Annotated in this window: 20 protein-coding genes; 8 read left to right on the plus strand and 12 right to left on the minus strand. The window is 71.9% G+C overall.

Annotated features, from left to right (window positions below):
- Window positions 1-420: 420 nt before the first annotated feature.
- The 9 genes from OIC96_RS08580 to OIC96_RS08620 all read right to left on the minus strand — a co-directional run bounded on the left by OIC96_RS08580 (window position 421) and on the right by OIC96_RS08620 (window position 6457).
- Entirely contained in the window at window positions 421-834 is a 414-nt protein-coding gene (locus OIC96_RS08580; RefSeq protein WP_330308456.1) for a hypothetical protein, read from the minus strand.
- On the minus strand, window positions 729-1139 hold the full coding sequence (locus OIC96_RS08585; protein WP_330308455.1) for an acyltransferase family protein: 411 nt from the start codon (window positions 1137-1139) through the stop codon (window positions 729-731). Before OIC96_RS08585 ends, OIC96_RS08580 begins: the two co-directional genes overlap by 106 nt.
- A gap of 301 nt (window positions 1140-1440) precedes the next feature.
- Window positions 1441-1710: a hypothetical protein gene (locus OIC96_RS08590; protein WP_330308454.1), complete on the minus strand. Its 270-nt coding sequence runs from the start codon at window positions 1708-1710 to the stop codon at window positions 1441-1443.
- A gap of 80 nt (window positions 1711-1790) precedes the next feature.
- The gene (locus OIC96_RS08595) at window positions 1791-2390 is read right to left on the minus strand and encodes a hypothetical protein (protein ID WP_330308453.1); all 600 of its coding nucleotides are present in this window, start codon (window positions 2388-2390) and stop codon (window positions 1791-1793) included.
- 88 nt (window positions 2391-2478) lie between these two features.
- Complete coding sequence (locus OIC96_RS08600) at window positions 2479-3264, minus strand: ABC transporter permease (RefSeq protein ID WP_330308452.1); 786 nt, start codon at window positions 3262-3264, stop codon at window positions 2479-2481.
- Entirely contained in the window at window positions 3261-3938 is a 678-nt protein-coding gene (locus tag OIC96_RS08605; protein WP_330308451.1) for an ABC transporter ATP-binding protein, read from the minus strand. The genes OIC96_RS08600 and OIC96_RS08605 overlap by 4 nt, the downstream gene beginning before the upstream one ends.
- A gap of 75 nt (window positions 3939-4013) precedes the next feature.
- Window positions 4014-5057: a YncE family protein gene (locus OIC96_RS08610; RefSeq protein ID WP_330308450.1), complete on the minus strand. Its 1044-nt coding sequence runs from the start codon at window positions 5055-5057 to the stop codon at window positions 4014-4016.
- Window positions 5058-5147: 90 nt separating this feature from the next.
- Window positions 5148-5513, minus strand: coding sequence for a hypothetical protein (locus tag OIC96_RS08615; RefSeq protein ID WP_330308449.1), 366 nt, complete (start codon window positions 5511-5513; stop codon window positions 5148-5150).
- Window positions 5510-6457 carry a DUF1259 domain-containing protein gene (locus tag OIC96_RS08620; RefSeq protein ID WP_330308448.1) on the minus strand — a complete coding sequence of 316 codons (948 nt, stop codon included), beginning with the start codon at window positions 6455-6457 and terminating at the stop codon, window positions 5510-5512. Before OIC96_RS08620 ends, OIC96_RS08615 begins: the two co-directional genes overlap by 4 nt.
- A gap of 272 nt (window positions 6458-6729) precedes the next feature.
- Between OIC96_RS08620 and OIC96_RS08625 the strand changes: the two genes are divergently transcribed.
- The 7 genes from OIC96_RS08625 to OIC96_RS08655 all read left to right on the plus strand — a co-directional run bounded on the left by OIC96_RS08625 (window position 6730) and on the right by OIC96_RS08655 (window position 12442).
- The gene (locus OIC96_RS08625) at window positions 6730-7452 is read left to right on the plus strand and encodes a response regulator transcription factor (RefSeq protein ID WP_330308447.1); all 723 of its coding nucleotides are present in this window, start codon (window positions 6730-6732) and stop codon (window positions 7450-7452) included.
- Entirely contained in the window at window positions 7449-8516 is a 1068-nt protein-coding gene (locus tag OIC96_RS08630) for a sensor histidine kinase (RefSeq protein WP_330308446.1), read from the plus strand. The genes OIC96_RS08625 and OIC96_RS08630 overlap by 4 nt, the downstream gene beginning before the upstream one ends.
- Before the next feature lie 58 nt (window positions 8517-8574).
- Window positions 8575-9090 (plus strand): Chromate resistance protein ChrB, encoded by a 516-nt coding sequence (locus OIC96_RS08635; protein WP_330308445.1) that lies wholly within the window; start codon window positions 8575-8577, stop codon window positions 9088-9090.
- Window positions 9087-9518: a chromate resistance protein ChrB domain-containing protein gene (locus OIC96_RS08640; protein ID WP_330308444.1), complete on the plus strand. Its 432-nt coding sequence runs from the start codon at window positions 9087-9089 to the stop codon at window positions 9516-9518. The genes OIC96_RS08635 and OIC96_RS08640 overlap by 4 nt, the downstream gene beginning before the upstream one ends.
- Window positions 9515-10909, plus strand: a complete 1395-nt coding sequence (gene chrA / locus OIC96_RS08645; protein ID WP_330308443.1) for a chromate efflux transporter — start codon at window positions 9515-9517, stop codon at window positions 10907-10909. Before OIC96_RS08640 ends, chrA begins: the two co-directional genes overlap by 4 nt.
- A 107-nt stretch (window positions 10910-11016) precedes the next feature.
- Window positions 11017-11673 carry a hypothetical protein gene (locus tag OIC96_RS08650; RefSeq protein WP_330308442.1) on the plus strand — a complete coding sequence of 219 codons (657 nt, stop codon included), beginning with the start codon at window positions 11017-11019 and terminating at the stop codon, window positions 11671-11673.
- 55 nt (window positions 11674-11728) lie between these two features.
- Window positions 11729-12442 (plus strand): DUF1775 domain-containing protein, encoded by a 714-nt coding sequence (locus OIC96_RS08655; RefSeq protein WP_330308441.1) that lies wholly within the window; start codon window positions 11729-11731, stop codon window positions 12440-12442.
- A gap of 70 nt (window positions 12443-12512) precedes the next feature.
- Here the strand turns inward: OIC96_RS08655 and OIC96_RS08660 are convergent, their stop codons facing one another.
- Window positions 12513-12872 carry an ArsR/SmtB family transcription factor gene (locus tag OIC96_RS08660; RefSeq protein WP_330308440.1) on the minus strand — a complete coding sequence of 120 codons (360 nt, stop codon included), beginning with the start codon at window positions 12870-12872 and terminating at the stop codon, window positions 12513-12515.
- A gap of 127 nt (window positions 12873-12999) precedes the next feature.
- Here OIC96_RS08660 and OIC96_RS08665 point away from each other — a divergent pair, with 127 nt between their 5' ends.
- On the plus strand, window positions 13000-14340 hold the full coding sequence (locus OIC96_RS08665) for an MFS transporter (protein ID WP_330308439.1): 1341 nt from the start codon (window positions 13000-13002) through the stop codon (window positions 14338-14340).
- Window positions 14341-14377: 37 nt separating this feature from the next.
- Here OIC96_RS08665 and OIC96_RS08670 read toward each other — a convergent pair whose 3' ends face one another.
- Both OIC96_RS08670 and OIC96_RS08675 read right to left on the minus strand, forming a co-directional pair.
- Window positions 14378-14779 carry a (2Fe-2S) ferredoxin domain-containing protein gene (locus OIC96_RS08670; protein WP_330308438.1) on the minus strand — a complete coding sequence of 134 codons (402 nt, stop codon included), beginning with the start codon at window positions 14777-14779 and terminating at the stop codon, window positions 14378-14380.
- Window positions 14776-16755: a heavy metal translocating P-type ATPase gene (locus tag OIC96_RS08675; RefSeq protein WP_330308437.1), complete on the minus strand. Its 1980-nt coding sequence runs from the start codon at window positions 16753-16755 to the stop codon at window positions 14776-14778. The genes OIC96_RS08670 and OIC96_RS08675 overlap by 4 nt, the downstream gene beginning before the upstream one ends.
- Between the last annotated feature and the right edge of the window lie 77 nt (window positions 16756-16832).

Below are 16832 nucleotides of genomic sequence, written 5' to 3' on the forward strand. Positions count from 1 at the left end.
TGGCCACGGCGGCGCACAGCGGAAGCGCGCGATGTTCCCCCCATCACCCACCCATAATGAGGCTTACGGCGCGGCATGTCACCATTGCGAACCTTCAGCCTGAGCCCCTCACACCTTCAAGGGCGTCTCTACGACGCCTGATCGCCGGAACCGTCCGGGGAGTTCACCCTGGTCAGCCCTACCGCCGAAGCCGCTGACGAGCGCTCCGTACCGGCAGTCGATGGCTCGGCGCCACACTGCCGGATCGTCGACGACGCAGTGAGATCCCGCCGTCTAGGATCTCTCCGTCTTACGCGACCCTCAGGCCATCGCGGCAGGCAAGACGGAGCGGTCGGCACGTACCACTAGTAGACGAGGAACCGGCCGGGCCGCTCCGCCCTCGTGGACCAACAACCCTGCTCAGCGCCATAAGGGGTCGTCTCAACTGGTGGGGCGCTTGCGGAGAATCGGTGCTGTGCCGAGGACGATGAGAGTGAATACCGTGAGGCGATGCAGGCCGTGCTCGGTCAGAAAGCTGGTGTGCTGGATGCCGTAGGCCGCAAACCAGTTGGCGTCTATGTCGGTCGTCACGATGGCACAGGCCAGGTCGACTCTTCGGCGCTTCCCGCTGGTCGTCGCGTACTGCGGCAGCCGCGCCGGCTCCACCTGGAGGAAGTCCAGCACCGGAATCCACTGGTCCAGCGGATACCTCAGCCGTACGAGGAAGGTGGCTGCGGCGATGCCGACGGTCAGCAGGACCAGCGCGCGGTGGCCGCCGCCGTTGGGGTGGTTCGGCGGTGGCGCGGTCGCAGCAGCCTGCCCGTCTGACGGCACAGCCCATACAACACGCTGCACGCGAGCAGGTTCTGGATGAACCACAGATGCGCGAACTGCAGGTCCGGCCAGGACGAGCCGCTCCAGTCGGCGGGCTTGTCCCCCAGCCCCAGGTACACGTCGGTGAAGTAGCGGGGGAAGGAGATCGGCGGACAGCCGCGGAAGCGGACGTAGTACGCGTACATCAAACCCGGCACGATCGTCAGCGCGCCGACGATGACCGGGATGCCGAGCCGGACCAGCCGGCCCTTCAGGAACGGCCATCCGCCGCGCCGCTCGTACGAGCCGGGCACGAAGACGGCCGAGACGAAGAAGAACAGGCTCATGAAGAAAGCGCCGTCGACCGCGGAGAGTGTGGCGAGGGCTCCAGTTCGCGGCTGACCCTCGACGTACCACCAATCGGGGGCCCGTACGCCTGGGCTGCGTGATGGACGACAACCAGCACGGTCAGCGCGATGCGTAAGTTGTCCAGCCAGTCGAGGCGGCGGCGCGGGCTTCGGACGGAGGGCGGCGCAGGGGTCTCGGACCCTGGAGCAGCAGGCGTTGATTGGCCGCGCTGCGTAGTCAGGGCTGTCTGCGGAGCATGCACGGGAGACGGGAAACCCAGATGCGCAGACGGTGGCCGGACTACCCGCTCTCCTCGTGTTCCCCCTCCTTCACCGTCTTCCCGCGGCGCTCCGCCCAGAGCAGCGACACCAACAGGAACACGGTGATCAGCCCGACGACAAAGGCGAGAACCATCTGGGTGGACGTCAGGAAGCCGATGAGTCCACCGTCGTCGGCGGGTGGGACATAGTGGTCGGATTCGCGGCTCGGGTCGGCTCGCGGAACCCTGTCCGGGGCGGTTGCCGGGCAGCCCTGAGCCGCCCAGCACTTCGTGATCGGATATGCGGACACAGCAGACACTCCGGTGTCGATCGGAGCACGCCGAGGTCACTGGCGTGCGGGATGACGTGGGTCGGCGGAGTGCCGCGGGGTTACGGGGCGCAGGGCTGTACGCGGTACAGCAGCACAGTGAGCGCGCGTGGCCGTGGCAGGGCCACGGCGGGCAGCGGTGGGCGCGGCGGCCGGGGAAGCAATGTGCCGGTCAGACGCAGGACCAGCCCGATGACGTGCAGCAGGCGGTCCCAGGCGCGGCGTGCGGTGGCGGCGACGGCGTACGACAGTCGGGCGGGCAGGCCGGAGGCGCTGCGGAAGACGTAGACCAGGGCGAGTGCCGCGAGGAAGTTCAACGCCGCCATCGCGAACGGGTTGTGGTGCCAGGCGGCCGGCAGTCTCAGGTGGTCGTCGAGCGCCGGCGCCGGGATCTCGGTGTCCGTGATCTCCAGCCAGGCGGGTAACAGCGCCTGTGCGGCGCCCAGGACGAGCGTGTTCCTGCGGCTCGCCCCGGTGCGCAGCACGGGATAGGCGCAGGCTGCCAGCACCGCCGCGGCTATCGCGAGGGCCGGCCAGGACAGGGACGAGTCCGTCGTCGTGTGGTGCAGGCCGGCAGCCAGGATCACGGCCGCCAGGGCAAGCCCGATCGCGCGGGCGGCGGTATGGCCCGCGGTGCGGTCGAGGTCTAGGTGGGCCGACATGTCCGGTCCATCATGGCGCGCCGCGGGCGAACGGCGGTGCGAATGCGGTGTTTTCATCCGGTGCGGGAGTACGGCCGAGGTGTGGGAGTCAGTGGGGTGACGGCTGTCCGGCGAGTGGGCGCAGGCGGTGGGCGTCGTCGAACAGGGCACGTTCGGCGAGGCGTACGGCCGTGAGGGCGGCGAGTGCGGCGGCGGCGAGCAGCATGTACATCACGACGATCTGGTAGCGGATGGCGGTGAGGGGGTCGACTCCGGCGAGGATGAGGCCGGTCATGGCGCCGGGGAGGCTGATGATGCCGACGGTCTTGGTGGAGTCGAGGGCGGGGATGAGGGCGGTGCGCACGATGGTGCGCTGGTGTGGGGCGAAGGCGTCGGTGGCGGCGAGGCCGAGGCTGAGGCGGGCCTCGATGGCGGGGCGGGCGGTGCGGACCTCGTCGTAGAGGCGGGTGAGGGCGAGGGCGGTGGCCTGCATGGCGCCGGAGACGACCATGCCGCCGACGGGGATGACGACGCGGGCCTGGGTGGCGATCACGCCGAGGGCGAGCAGGGTGCCCATGGTCGCGGCCGTGCCGATGGTGATCGCGACGGTCGCGGTGGGCAGGGCTCTAGGCAGGGCTGGGGTGCGGCGGGCGGCGACCCGTCCGGCGATGAGCACCATGAGGGCGAGCCAGCCGATGGCTCCGGCGAGTCCGGTGTGGTGGAAGACCAGGAGCAGGAGCGCGCCGACGGCGGCGAGTTGGAGTGCGGCGCGGACGGCGGCGAGGGTGATGTCGCGGGCCAGGCGCAGGCGTCCGTGCCAGGCCGCGGCGACGGTGAGCGCGACCAGGACGGCGGAGGCGGCGACCCCCGCCCAGGTGGGGACGGCGGGGTTCACGCGTGCTCCTTGAGGTAGTCGACGTGGTGGGCTTCGCCCTGTTCGACGAGACAGCCGTGGTCGAGGACGAGGACGTGGTCGGACACGCGGCGGGCCTGGGCGGTGTTGTGGCTGACCAGGACCACGGCCAGGCCGTCGGCGACCAGTTCTCGTACGACGCCTTCGACGGCCGCGGTGCCGACCGCGTCGAGGGCGGAGGTGGGTTCGTCCAGCAGCAGCACCTGGGGGCTGACGGCGAGGGCCCGTGCCAGGCAGACGCGTTGGGTCTCGCCGCCGGAGAGGTTCGTGGTGGCGCGGTCGAGGTACGCGGTGGGCAGGTGGGCCCGGTCGAGCAGGGCTGCCGCTTCGGGCCGGTCAAGGTCGGGGCGGCCGACGCGCAGGTCGTCCAGGACGGTGTCGGTGAGCAGGACGGGCTGCTGGCCGACGAGGGTGACGTGGCGGCGCAGGGTGAGGACGTTCCAGTCGGGCAGGGGGCGGTCCTGGAAGGCGACGCTTCCGGTCGTGGGTTCTTCGAGCCTGTTGAGCAGGCGCAGGAGGGTGGTCTTGCCGGCGCCGCTCGGTCCGACGAGCGCGGTGCAGGCCGATGCGGGGATGCGGCAGGTGATCTCGTTGAGCAGGGCCGCGTCGCCGCGCCGGACCGTGACCTGTTCCAGGGCGAACGCGCTTGTCTCCACCCGTGCCACCTCCACCGACGAGCGATTGGTGCAACCATGGTTGCACTGCCGTGCTGGATCAGGTGAGGCGCGGAGTCACGGACCGGGCCGGTAGACGAGGAGGGCGGGGTGTCCTCCGGAGCCGTTCGGGACGGGGTAGTAGCTGCGGTGGGTGGTGGAGTCGACGGCGACGACGTGGGCGCCGTCGGCGAGATGGGCGCGGCCGGTGACGTTCAGGTGCCGGTCACGGATGTCGGCGGTGGTGACCCAGCCGGATTCGGCGGCGACATAGAGGTGGCGGGCGGCGGGGTCGTAGGCGAGGACGTCGGGGTCCTGGCCGACCTGGTCGGTGCTGATGATGTGCCAGGTGGTCAGGTCGACGGTGAGCAGGCGGGCGTTGCCGTCGCAGGCGACGAAGGCCAGCCGGTCGGCGGGGGCGAGGGTGAGGCCGTGGTCGTGGTCGCAGCCGGGCAGGGGGACGCGGCGGGTGATGCGGAGGGTGCCTGGGTCGATGACGGCAAGTTCGTCGCGGCTCTGTACGGCGACGAGCATCTGCCGGGTGGTGGGGTCGTAGGCGACGTTGCCCGCGTCGCCGCCGAGGGGGACGGTGCCGCGGACCGCTCCGGTGTCGGCGTCGACGACGGTCTCCGAGCCGCCGGACTCGTTGGTGGTCCACACCGTGCCGTGCACGGGGTCGTAGGCCAGTCCGTCGGGGTAGTCGCCGGTGGGGCTGCGATGCAGGACGGTGCCAGTGGTCTCGTCGATGGCGGCGACCGTGTTGCTGTCGGTGGCCGTGACGTACACCCGGTTGCGGGCGGGGACGACCAGGACGCCGTGGACGCCGGGCAGGCCGTCGATGACGCGTACGACGCGGTTCGCGCGGACGTCGACCTCGATGACCTGGCTCGCGCCGAGGTGGGCGATGAACAGCAGGCCACGGCCGGGGTCAAGGCTGGCGTAGTCGAAGCGGGAGCCGTTGCCCGGCAGGGCGACCTGGGTCACGGGACGAAGCGGAAGCGCCACCTTGGGCGGTTGGTCGGTGCCACGGGTGAGCAGCACGCCGGCCACGGCGGCGGCGAGGGCGAGGACCAGACCGGCGGCGAGGGCCAGCAGGGCGCGGGGGCTGAGACGACGGTTCATATGCGGGCTTTCCCGGAGTCGGCGGTGAAGCGGCGAGAGCGGCCCGCCGCTGCCCGTGGGTGGCGAGCAACGGCGAGGCAACCAGGCCGTTCAGTACAGGTAGACATCGACCAGCAGGGCCGCACCGGCGGCAAGGAGCGCATAGCGGATGCTGGTGCGGGTGGGCTGCGCTGCCAGCGGACCGAGCCCGTAGCCGAGGGCCGCGGCGGCGAGCGTGAAGACACCCGAGCCGGTGTCCTGCCAGCTGACCGGAAAGACGATCACGGGCGCGTCGGTGAAGAACTGATCTCCGTGCGCGGCCCGCAGGACGGCGTTCCAGGCGAGGGGCCCGACTGCCGCGGCGAGCGCACCGGTCATCACCACCGCACGGGTGCGGCCCCGGGCGACGACGATGAGGCCGGCGGCGAACACCGCCGACAGCACCGCGCCGTAGCCGATCTGAGCCCAGCCGATCATGACGCAGAAACCAGTCCGGTCGCATCCAGGGCAGGGCGCAGCGCCTTGGCCAGCGTGACGCCGTCGCCGGTGGCCCAGAAGTGCAGGTAGAACAGGCGGGGGCGGTCGCTCAGGGAGTGGTTGTGGAGCTCGACGATGTCGATGCCGCCCCTTCGCAGTGCCTGGATGACCTTCTGTACCTCGGAGGCGGTCATGACGAAGTCGCCGTTGATGGCGGCCTTGCCCGCACCGAGCGGCTGGAAGTTGACGGCGGTGGTGATGCCGAGCGCGGGCGGCAGGACGTGTTCGCCGTCGTCGACGGTGTGCGCGCGGGCGATGGAGAACTTGTAGATGCCTCCATCCGCGGTGCCCTTGCGGCCGAGCGCCTGGTCGATGCCGGCGGTGTCCAGGGCGATGGGCGGCTGGGTGGCCGGGGGCGGCGAGGCGGGCGGGATGGCGGTGGCGTCCAGCGCGGACTTCAGACCCATGGCGAGCGTGGCCGGGTCCCCCATGGCGTGGACGTGGGTCCACCAGATCGCCGGGGACTGCTGGAGCAAGTGCTTGTGCAGCGCGGTCTGCTCGATCCCGGCGGCCTGCAACGCGTCGGTGACCTTCGGCAGTTCGTCCTCGGTGACGACCAGGTCGCCCATGAGCATGGTCTCGTGCCGGTACTGGGCGAAGGCCGCGTATCCGCCGAGGGAGAGGCCCGGCTTCACGGTCACGCCCTGGGTGGTGACGGTGAGGTCCTTGCGGGGCAGCGGAACGCGGTAGACGGTGCCGTTCATCAGAGTGCCGGTGCGGCCGAGGGTGTCGGCGACCGGTTTCCAGTCCGCCTCGGTGGTCTGCTCGGGCTGCTCAAGGTGGCCGTGCCGGGCCGATGCCTGGGCCGCGACCACATTCGTGCCGCCTGCAGCGTCGTTTCTCGTCTGGCTGCCGCAGCCTGCCAGCAGGCCGGAACCGGCCACCAGGAGAAGCGTGGCCACTGTCCCTGCGACCGGTTTCATACGCGATCGGGGCGAACGGGGTGACATGACTGCTCCTCGTCGGGATCGTTGTCAGGTGTCGAAGGTGCCCGTGGGGATCAGCGAAGCCGCCATCCATGAAGTTGACGTGAAGACACGCCCCGGCGCGCCAGGACACACCGAGCGGGCCCGGCTTCATCCCTCCTTCATCAAGGACACTCACCGTGAAGTGCACACACGGCTGAGCGGCACGAGTCACGGACGAGGAAGGCGCGATGCGGATCCTGGTGGTCGAGGACGAGCCCAAGATGCGGGGTCTGCTGCGCCGGGCCCTGTCCGAGGAGGGGTACGCCGTCGATGCCGCACCCGACGGGCCGCAGGCGCTCGCCCTGACCGGCGTCGCGGCGTTCGACGCGATGGTGCTGGACGTGATGCTGCCCGGCCAGGACGGCTTCGAGGTCTGCGCCGCCCTTCGGCGGCAGGGCAATTGGCTACCGGTCCTGATGCTGACGGCGCGGGACGCGGTCGCCGACCGTGTGCAGGGCCTGGACGGCGGGGCGGACGACTACCTCACCAAGCCGTTCAGCCTGGAGGAACTGCTCGCCAGACTGCGGGCCCTGATCCGCCGCGGCCCCGTCGAACGCCCCGCGGTCCTCACCGCCGGTGACCTGAGCCTGGACCCGGCCACCCGCACCATACGCCGCGGCACCGAGGAGCTCACCCTGACCGCCAAGGAGTACGCACTGCTGGAGGCACTGCTGCGCCGCCCCGGCACCGTGCTGACCCGCGCGATGCTGGTGGAACACTGCTGGGACCTGGGCACCAGCCCCGGCTCCAACGTGGTCGACGCCCACATCAAGGCCCTCCGCGGCAAGATCGACCGCCCCTACGGCACGCACGCCGTCGAGACCGTGCGCGGCGCCGGCTACCGGCTGCGGCGCGACGGCGGACGCACCGCCACCAGTACCGACGCCCACACCAACACCCGTACGCCATGAACCGCATCCCGCTGCGCATCCGCCTCACCGCGATCTTCGCCCTGGTGATGGCCCTCGTCCTGGCCGGGGCCGGCTACGTCACCCTCAGCCGCTTCCGCGAGGCGCAGACCGAGTACGGCACGGCCACCGGCGTCGGCCGCGAAGCCCAACAGGAAGCCCTGGACGACCTGTTGCGCGAACTGGTCACCGCGCTGCCCATCGTGTTCGTGCTGGCGACCGTCGGCGCCTACCTGCTGGCCGCCGCCGCCCTGCGGCCGGTCGAACGCATGCGCACCCAGGCCGCCTCCGTCACCGACCCCGGCCGCCGCCTCGAAGTGCCGCCCAGCCGCGACGAGATCGCCCGCCTCGCCGCCACCCTCAACGACATGCTGGCCCGGCTGCAGGCCGCCCTGGACCGCGAACGGCTCTTCGTCGCCGACGCGGGCCACGAGCTGCGCACCCCGCTCAGCCTGCTGCGCACCGAGATCGAACTCGCCCTGCGCCACCCCCGCGACGCCACCGAACTGCACGCCGCCCTGGTCTCCGCCCTTGAGGAGACCGTACGGCTGATCCAGCTCACCGAGGACCTGCTGCTGCTCGCCCGCACCGACCACCACGAGGACCCCGCCGCCCCGGCCGGGTCAGCGGTGCCTGACGTCGGGCCGGTCCTCCACCACGTGGCCGCACGCCTGCGCAACGGCGCGACCGACCGACCAGTCACCGTCGACTGTCCCGACGGCCTGACCGCCGCGCTCCCCGAGGACCGCCTGGCACGCGCCGTGACGAACCTGATCCACAACGCCCAGCAACACGGCCAGGGCCCCATCGCGGTCACCGCCCGCGCCCACGACCGCCAGATCCGCATCGAGGTCCGCGACCACGGCCCCGGCTTCCCGCCCGACTTCCTGCCGCACGCCTTCGACCGCTTCACCCAGGCCGACCTCGCCCGCGCCACCACCGGCACCGGGCTCGGCCTGGCCATCACCGCAGCCATCGCCCGCTCCTGCAGCGGCGACTACGGCGCCGCCAACCACCCCGACGGAGGCGCGGTCGCGTGGATCACCATCCCTCCCACGTTGATGTAACCGCGATTGCATGTAACCATGGTTGCATCAACTACCGAGCGGACCGTGGGGAGCGCCGATGAACCGTGGGCCGGGCGAGTGGGTCCTGCTCTCCTACCGGGTGCCCCGCGAACCGTCCACACCCCGCATCGCGGTCTGGCGCAAGCTGAAGCGGCTGGGTGTCGCCCAGATCTCCGACGGGCTGGTCGCCCTGCCCGCCGACGCACGCACCCGCGAGCAACTGGAGTGGATCGCGGACGAGGCGATCGAGGCGGGCGGCACCGCGTCGATCTGGCTCGCCCGGCCCGCGACGCTCGCCCAGGAGCGGGAGCTGGCCACCGGCATGGCCGAGGCGCGCGCCGCCGAGTACCAGGCCGTGATCGACCAGGCCGCCCAGGCGGCAGGCGGCGCCAGCACCGCGGCCGTCGTACGCAAACTGCGTGCGGAACTGCGGCGCGTCGGCCGCCGCGACTTCTTCCCGCCGCCCGAACGCGACCGGGCGCACGCCGCCGTACGCGCGCTCGCCGACGAACCGGACGACGCCACCGACGGCGTACCGCCGAAGACCGTGCACCACCAGGAGGAGAACGCATGAAGTGGGCGACCCGCGCCGGGATCCACATCGACCGGGCCGCCTGTGCCTGGCTGATCAGCCGGCACGTCGACAAGGAGGCGGAGTTCGTCTTCGTCTCCGACCCCGCCCAAGTCCCCGCCGACGCGACACCGTTCGACATGCGCGGCGTTGACCTCGGCCACCACGGCGGGGACTGCTCCTTCGAGACGATCCTGCGCCGCTACGACCTCACCGACCCGGTGCTGTGGAAGCTCGCCGAGATCGTCCACGAGGCCGACCTCGACGACGAACGCTACGACGCCCCCGAAGCGCCGGGGGTCGACGTCGTGTTGCGCGGGCTGTCGATGATCTGCGACGACGAGCGGATCCTGGAGCTGACCGGACCGCTCTTCGACGGCCTGTACGAGTACCACCGGCGTGCCACGCTGATCGGACGGGACCCCGCATGAGCGCCGACGTCGGCGAGGCCATGGCGGAGTCCGCCGCCCCCGTCCGCGATGTCGTACCGCTGCGTACGGCGGTCCGTACCTGGTTCGCGATATCCCTGCAGACCTTCGGCGGACCGGCCGGACAGATCGCGGTCATGCAGCGCGCCCTGGTGGAGGAGAAACGCTGGATCGGACAGCAGCGGTTCAACCACGCACTGAGCTACTGCATGCTGCTACCGGGCCCCGAGGCCCAGCAACTGGCCATCTACATCGGCTGGTTGCTCAACGGAACGCGGGGCGGCCTGGCCGCGGGCTCACTGTTCGTGCTGCCGGGCATACTCGCGCTGCTGGCCCTGTCCGGCCTGTACGTCGCCTTCGGCACGACCGCCGCCGTCACCGGGCTGTTCGCCGGGCTCGCCTCGGCCGTGGTCGCCATCGTCGCCCAGGCGGTGTGGCGGGTTGGCCGCCGCTCGCTGACCCACCCCGCCCTGATCGCCCTCGCGGTCGCCTCCTTCGCGGCCCTGGCACTGTTCGCCGTCCCCTTCCCCCTGGTGATCGCCGGCGCGGCACTCGTCGGGTGGCTGCTCGCACGCCTCGCCCCGCACACCCTGCGCCCGCCCGCCGCGCACACCACCGACGACGGCCCGCCACCACTCATCCCCGACGACGCCCTTCACGCCGAACGCCCCAGCCGCCGCCGGGCGTTGCGCATCCTGCTCATCGGCCTGCTGCTGTGGGCCGCGCCCCTGGCCGCCGTCGCCGTCCTCACCGGCACCGGCAGCGTCTTCACCACCCAGGGCGTGTTCTTCTCCGGCACCGCGCTGGTCACCTTCGGCGGCGCGTACGCCGTCCTCGCCTACGTCGCCCAGCAGGCCGTACAGCACTACGGCTGGCTCGGCGCGGGCGAGATGGTCCGCGGGCTCGCCCTGGCCGAGACCACGCCCGGGCCACTGATCATGGTCGTGCAGTTCGTCGCGTTCCTCGGCGCCTACCGCGACCCCGGCACTCTCAACCCGTGGGCCGCCGCCCTGCTCGGTGCGCTGCTCACCACCTGGGTGACCTTCGTGCCGTGCTTCCTGTTCATCTTCCTCGGCGCCCCCTACATCGAGCGCCTGCGTGGCAACCGCTCCGTCTCCGCCGCCCTGACCGGTATCACCGCTGCCGTCGTCGGCGTCATCGCCAACCTCGCCCTCTACTTCGCGCTCCACACCCTGTTCACGGCGGTCCACGACGCCTCGTGGGGCCCGCTGCACCTCCAGCTCCCCGACCTTGCCACCGTGCGGCCCACCGCCCTGGCCATCACGCTCGCCGCCCTCGTCGTGATCTTCAGGCTCAAGTGGAGCGTCCCGCGCACCCTCGGTCTCTGTGCCGCGCTCGGTCTGGCCACGGCCGGGGTCACCGCGCTCTGGTGACGTGATCAACCACAAGGAAGTGCGGGGAACACGGAAATACGGGCGAGCGGCCTCTTTCCGGAACCCGCCTCCGGCCGCGCGGGGCCATGCCCGATGATGGTCAGGCCATGACCATGCTCCGTACGTCGACGCACCGTGCGCCACTGCCCGTTCTGCGGGCCGCGGTGTTCGCCGCCGTCGGGACGGTGCTGGGCGTGAGCGCCCATCATCTGATCGCCGAGGGTTCGGCGCCGTGGCGGCAGAGCGCCTGGGCTGCTGCTGTCCTCTTCGGTATCGGGCTCGCCGGTGCCCGGCGTCCGCGCACGCTGGGCGCGGTGATGGCGACGAGCGCCGGCGCGCAGGTGGGCCTGCATCTGTGGCTGTCGACCGCACACGCGCACGCCGCGCCGACCATGGCCATGCCTATGCCCATGCATGGCCACCACACCATGGATACCCACGGTGCCTGGCACGAGCGGCTGCACGGTTCACTCGCGATGACCGCCGTCCACGCCGTCGCGGCCGTGCTCGTCGCCGTGCTGTTGCACCGCGCGGACGCGGCGTGCTGGTCGCTGGCGCGCGGTCTGACTGCGGTGGCGGACGGTGTTCAGGCGCGGCTCGCCACGGTCTGGGCGCTGCTGAGCGACCGCCCGACCCAGGCGGAGGGCGAGCTGCCGACGCTCGCCCTCGAATGGACGGAACGTCCGCCGCCCGAGGGGGCGGTACTCGCGCACGTGGTGGTACGGCGGGGTCCTCCGCCGGCGGGGTTCGTTCTCGCCAACTGACCCTGCCGGAGCGGCGCCTTCGCCGCTCCGCGTTCCACCACGCCTGGAGACATGCATGTTCCACCTCAGCAAGACCCGTGCCACCGTCCGGCGCCTGACGATCGCCACTGCCGCGACCGCCACCGCCGTCCTCCTCACCGCCGGTCCGGCCGCCGCCCACGTGGAGGTCGAGTCCGAGCAGGCCCAGGCCCTCGCCGAGAACGTCGAGATCTCCTTCGACGCCGAGTCGGAGTCCGACACCGCCGGGATCACTCAGATCCGCGTCGTCCTGCCCGAGGGCATCGCACCCGCCGACGTGACGTACGGCGAAGGCCCCAAGGGCTGGAAGTTCACCGCGAACGAAGACGGCTACACCGTCAAGGGCCCGGCGGTGAAGGCCGGAGTGAACGCCGAGTACTCGGTCGTCGTGAAGCAGCTGCCGGACGCCGAGGAGCTGGCCTTCAAGACGCTGCAGACCTACAGCGACGGCCGCACCGACCGCTGGATCGAGCTCGACGAGGGCAGCGAGCAGCCCGCCCCGGTGCTCAAGCTGAAGGCCGCCGCGGCCGGTGCGAAGTCCGCGAGCCCGACCCCGAGCGACACGGCGTCGGAGTCCGCTTCGCCCGCGGCCGAGGAGCCCGAGCCCTCGTCCACCCCCGTGGCCGAGGCGGCGAAGGACGACGACGGCGGCCTGTCGACCGGCGCCTGGATCGGCATCGGCGCGGCCGTAGCCGTCATTGCGGGCGCGGGCGTCTATCTCGTACGCCGCCGGTCCGGCGCCCAGCAGTAGCAGTTCGGGTCCCCTCACTCCACGGGGTGAGGGGACCCACTCGTTCACCATCCGCCAGGCCGCGGCCCCGTCAGTCGTGCGGAGCCTTGCCGCTCACCCGGTGGTCCGCATGGCTGAGGGCCTCCATCACCAGCCGGCGCAGATGCCCGTCCCGGAGGCTGTAATGGACGTGCCGCCCCTCGCGCCGGGTGTCCACCAGCCCCGCGAGCCGCAACTTCGCCAGATGCTGACTGACCGCCGTCCGCGACGCCTCGCACCGATCGGCCAGTGAACCGACGTCCGACTCCTCCTGCGCGAGCAGCCACAGCAGATGCAGCCGCGTCACGTCGGACAGCAGCGCGAACACCTCGGTCGCCTCCGCGAGGCGCGCGCTGTCGGGAGCACGCAGGTGCGCATCAGATGCAGGTGGAAGGGGCTCGCGAGCAGGCATGAACACAGCGTAGAGCCCAGCGGGGCAGATACAGCCCAACCTTGAAGTCAACATGTGCACAGGTGCGCACACGAAGGTACAGTGGAGATCTGCCGAGCTCTTTCCCCGACCGGCCGAGGGACCCCGCATGCTCTCCGTCCTGCGCAACCGCACCTACCGCCACCTCTTCACCGCCCAGGTCATCGCCCTGGTCGGCACCGGCCTGGCGACGGTCGCCCTCGGCCTGCTCGCGTACGACATCGCGGGCGCCGACGCCGGATCGGTGCTCGGCACCGCGCTGGCGATCAAGATGGTGGCGTACGTGGCGATCGCCCCCGCCATCGGCGCGATCGCGGACCGGCTCCCGCGCCGCACACTGATGGTCTGCGCGGACCTGACCCGGGCGGGGGTCGCACTGATGCTGCCGTTCGTGGACCAGGTCTGGCAGGTGTACGTCCTGATCTTCCTGCTCCAGGCCGCGTCGGCCGCGTTCACGCCGACCTTCCAGGCCGTCATCCCGGACGTACTGCCCGCCGAGCGCGACTACACCCAGGCGCTGTCGCTGTCCCGGCTCGCGTACGACCTGGAGAGCCTGTTCAGCCCGGCCCTTGCCGCCGCCCTGCTGTCGCTCATCACGTACAACTGGCTGTTCCTGGGCACGGTGTGTGGCTTCTTCGCCTCGGCGACGCTGGTGGTCTCCGCCGTCCTGCCGAAGCCGGTAGCCTCCCCCGCGCCGCGCACGGGCAGCGCCTACGCCAAGGCCACGGCGGGCACCCGCCTCTTCTTCGCCACCCCGCAACTGCGGGCCCTGCTCGCGCTCAACCTCGCGGTGGCCGCCGCGAGCGCGATGGTCACGGTCAACAGCGTGGTGTACGTCCGCGACCAGCTCGGCCGCAGCGCGGCTGATGTGCCACTCGCGCTCGGCGCGTACGGCGCCGGCTCGATGATCGTCGCACTGCTCCTGCCGCGCGTCCTCGACCGCGCCTCGGACCGCTCGGTGATGCTGCGCGGCGCCCTGCTGCTCACCGTGATCTTCGCCGGGCTCGGCGTCATCACGGCGGCCGGGAGCGGAAGTTGGCGCTGGCCCGCGCTGCTCGCGGTGTGGGCCGCCTTCGGTGCCGCGTGCTCGATGGTGCTCACGCCGACCGGGCGGCTGATCCGCCGCTCGGCCCCGGCCGAGGGCCGGACGTCGGCGTTCGCCGCACAGTTCTCCCTCTCCCACAGCTGCTGGCTGCTGACGTATCCGCTGGCCGGGTGGCTCGGCGCGGCGGCGGGACTCCAGGCGGCCGTGCTCGCGCTCGGGGTGATTGCCCTCGCTGCGGGCCTGGCCGCGGTGCGTCTGTGGCCGTCTCGGGAACCGGCGGCCGTCGAGCACGACCACACCGGTCTCGAGGCGACACACCCCCACGTCATCGGGGCCACACGGGTCGCGAACGGCTGGCGGCACAGCCACGACCCGCTCCTCGACGGGTTGCACGCCCACCGCTGACAGGTCAGTGACGGGCAGCACGCCCACCGCTGACGGGTCAGTCCCCGATGCCCCGCTGCACCCGCCGGGACGGCCCGAACTCGTACAGGTCGAGGACCTCCGGCGGCTCGGCCAGCCCCGGCCCTCCGGCCCGCACCCAGGCGACGATGTCGCCGGTCGCGTCCGGGGTGTTGACCAGTCCGAGCCAGACCGGCCGCCCGCCCGCAGCCCGTCCGGCCGGGGAAGGCTGGACGACGATGACGTTGGCCTGCTCGCAGGCGTCGAGGCAGTTCACCCCTCGGATCTGGGCGACGGACCCCAGCTCGGCTTTCAGCGTGGCGAGTTGGGCGGCGTGGTCGACTCCGGGGACCTTGGCCGTGCCGCAGCAGCTGCCCCGGCATACGGTGACCGTGCACCGGGGCGCCGCCTGGGCGGCAGCCTGTGCCTTGCGCCGGCTCACTGGGCGCCACGCTTCCAGGCCGCTTCGCGCAGCAGCCGCAGTCCGTTGAGGCCGACGATGACGGTGGAGCCCTCGTGCCCGGCGACACCGAGCGGCAGTGGCAGGGTGCCGGCCAGGTCCCAGACGGCCAGGGCGGCGATGAACACGCCGGCGATGACGAGGTTCTGGGTGACGAGCTTGCGTGCCCGGCGAGAGAGGGCGATGACGGCGGGGACGGTGGCGAGTTCGTCGCGGACGATCACCGCGTCGGCGGTCTCCAGGGCGAGGTCTGACCCCGCACGGCCCATGGCGACGCCGGTGTGTGCGGCGGCCAGTGCCGGGGCGTCGTTGACGCCGTCCCCGACGACCATCACCTTGCGCCCCTCGCCCTCCAGCTCTCTGACGACACTCACCTTGTCCTGCGGCAGCAGCCCGGCCCGTACGTCCTCGATGCCGACCTCGGCGGCGAGGCGGGCGGCGGCGCGCGGGTTGTCGCCGGTCAGCAGAAGCGGCGCGGTCCCGGTGAGGGACGTCAGCGACGACACGGTCGCGTCGGCATCGGGGCGCAGCCGGTCGGCGATACCGAGCACGCCTACCGGCGTACCGTCCACGGTGACCAGCACCGCGGTCCGCCCGCCGTCCTCCAGCTCTCCCGCGAGAACCGCCGCGCGGGCGGAATCGGCGTCCGCCGCCCCGTCGAGCAGCCGGGCCGGGGCTCCGACCGCGACCACACGCCCGTCGACGGTGGCGGTGACCCCGACGCCGGGCGTGGAGTCGAAGTCCTCAGCCACCGGCAGGGCAAGCCCGCGCTCACGCGCCGCATCCACGACGGCCCGCGCCAGCGGATGCTCGCTCGGGTGCTCGGCGGCCGCAGCGAACGCCAGGACCTCCCTCTCGTCGGCTTCGGATCCGGCGAGCGACCGGACGTCGGCGACGCGCGGAGTGCCCTCGGTCAGCGTGCCGGTCTTGTCGAGCGCCACCGCGTCGACCTGCCCCAGCCGCTCCATGACCACCGCCGACTTGACCAGCACACCGTGTCGCCCGGCGTTGGCGATCGCCGACAGCAGCGGCGGCATCGTCGCCAGCACGACCGCGCACGGCGAGGCCACGATCATGAACGTCATGGCCCGCAGCAGCGCGTCGGTCAGGTTCGCCCCGAAGGCGATCGGGACGAGGAACACGGCCAGGGCCGCCGCCACCATGCCCAGCGAGTAACGCTGCTCGACCTTTTCAATGAACAGCTGGGTGGGCGCCTTGGTCTCGGACGCCTCCTCCACCATCCGTACGATCCGGGCGATTACCGAGTCGGAGGCGTCACGCTCGACCCGCACGCGCAGGGCGCCGGTGCCGTTGAGGGTGCCGGCGAAGACCTCGTCATCCTTCTCCTTGGCCACAGGCAGCGGCTCACCGGTGATGGTCGCCTGGTCGACGTCGCTCGCCCCGTCGAGCACCCGCCCGTCGGCGCCGATGCGCTCGCCGGGCCGTACGAGGATCGTGTCGCCAACGGCCAGTTCCTCGACGGAGACGGCTGCTTCACCGCCGTCGGTGCCGAGGCGGGTCGCCGTGGCCGGTGCCAGGTCGAGCAGGCCGCGCACCGAGTCGGCGGTCCGGGCCGTGGCCAGCGCCTCCAGCGCGCCCGAGGTGGCGAAGATGACGATCAGCAGCGCCCCGTCCATGACTTGCCCGATCGCCGCCGCCCCGAGCGCCGCGACGATCATCAGGAGATCGACGTCGAGGGTCTTCTCCTTCAGTGCCCGCAGGCCGGCCCAGCCCGGCTCCCAGCCTCCGGTCGCGTACGACAGCGCGTACAGCGGACCCCACGCCCACGCCGGGGCGCCGGTCAGCTGCAGCGGCAGCGCAACCAGGAACAGGACGGTGGCCGCTGCCGCCCAGCGCGCCTCGGGCAGTGCGAAGACGCGGGTACGGTGCCGGGGCGCACCGCCTTCGCGCGGGAGCGCGGCCGGGTCGGCCAAGGGCGGAGCAAGGGTGGAGGTCATCGGCACGGAAGTCCTTCACGGGGGTATGACGGGATGGCGGCAGCCGGGACTCCCGACGCCACGTCCTTCACCGTACA

This window comes from Streptomyces sp. NBC_00775, from assembly GCF_036347135.1.
Classification (GTDB): domain Bacteria; phylum Actinomycetota; class Actinomycetes; order Streptomycetales; family Streptomycetaceae; genus Streptomyces; species Streptomyces lutosisoli.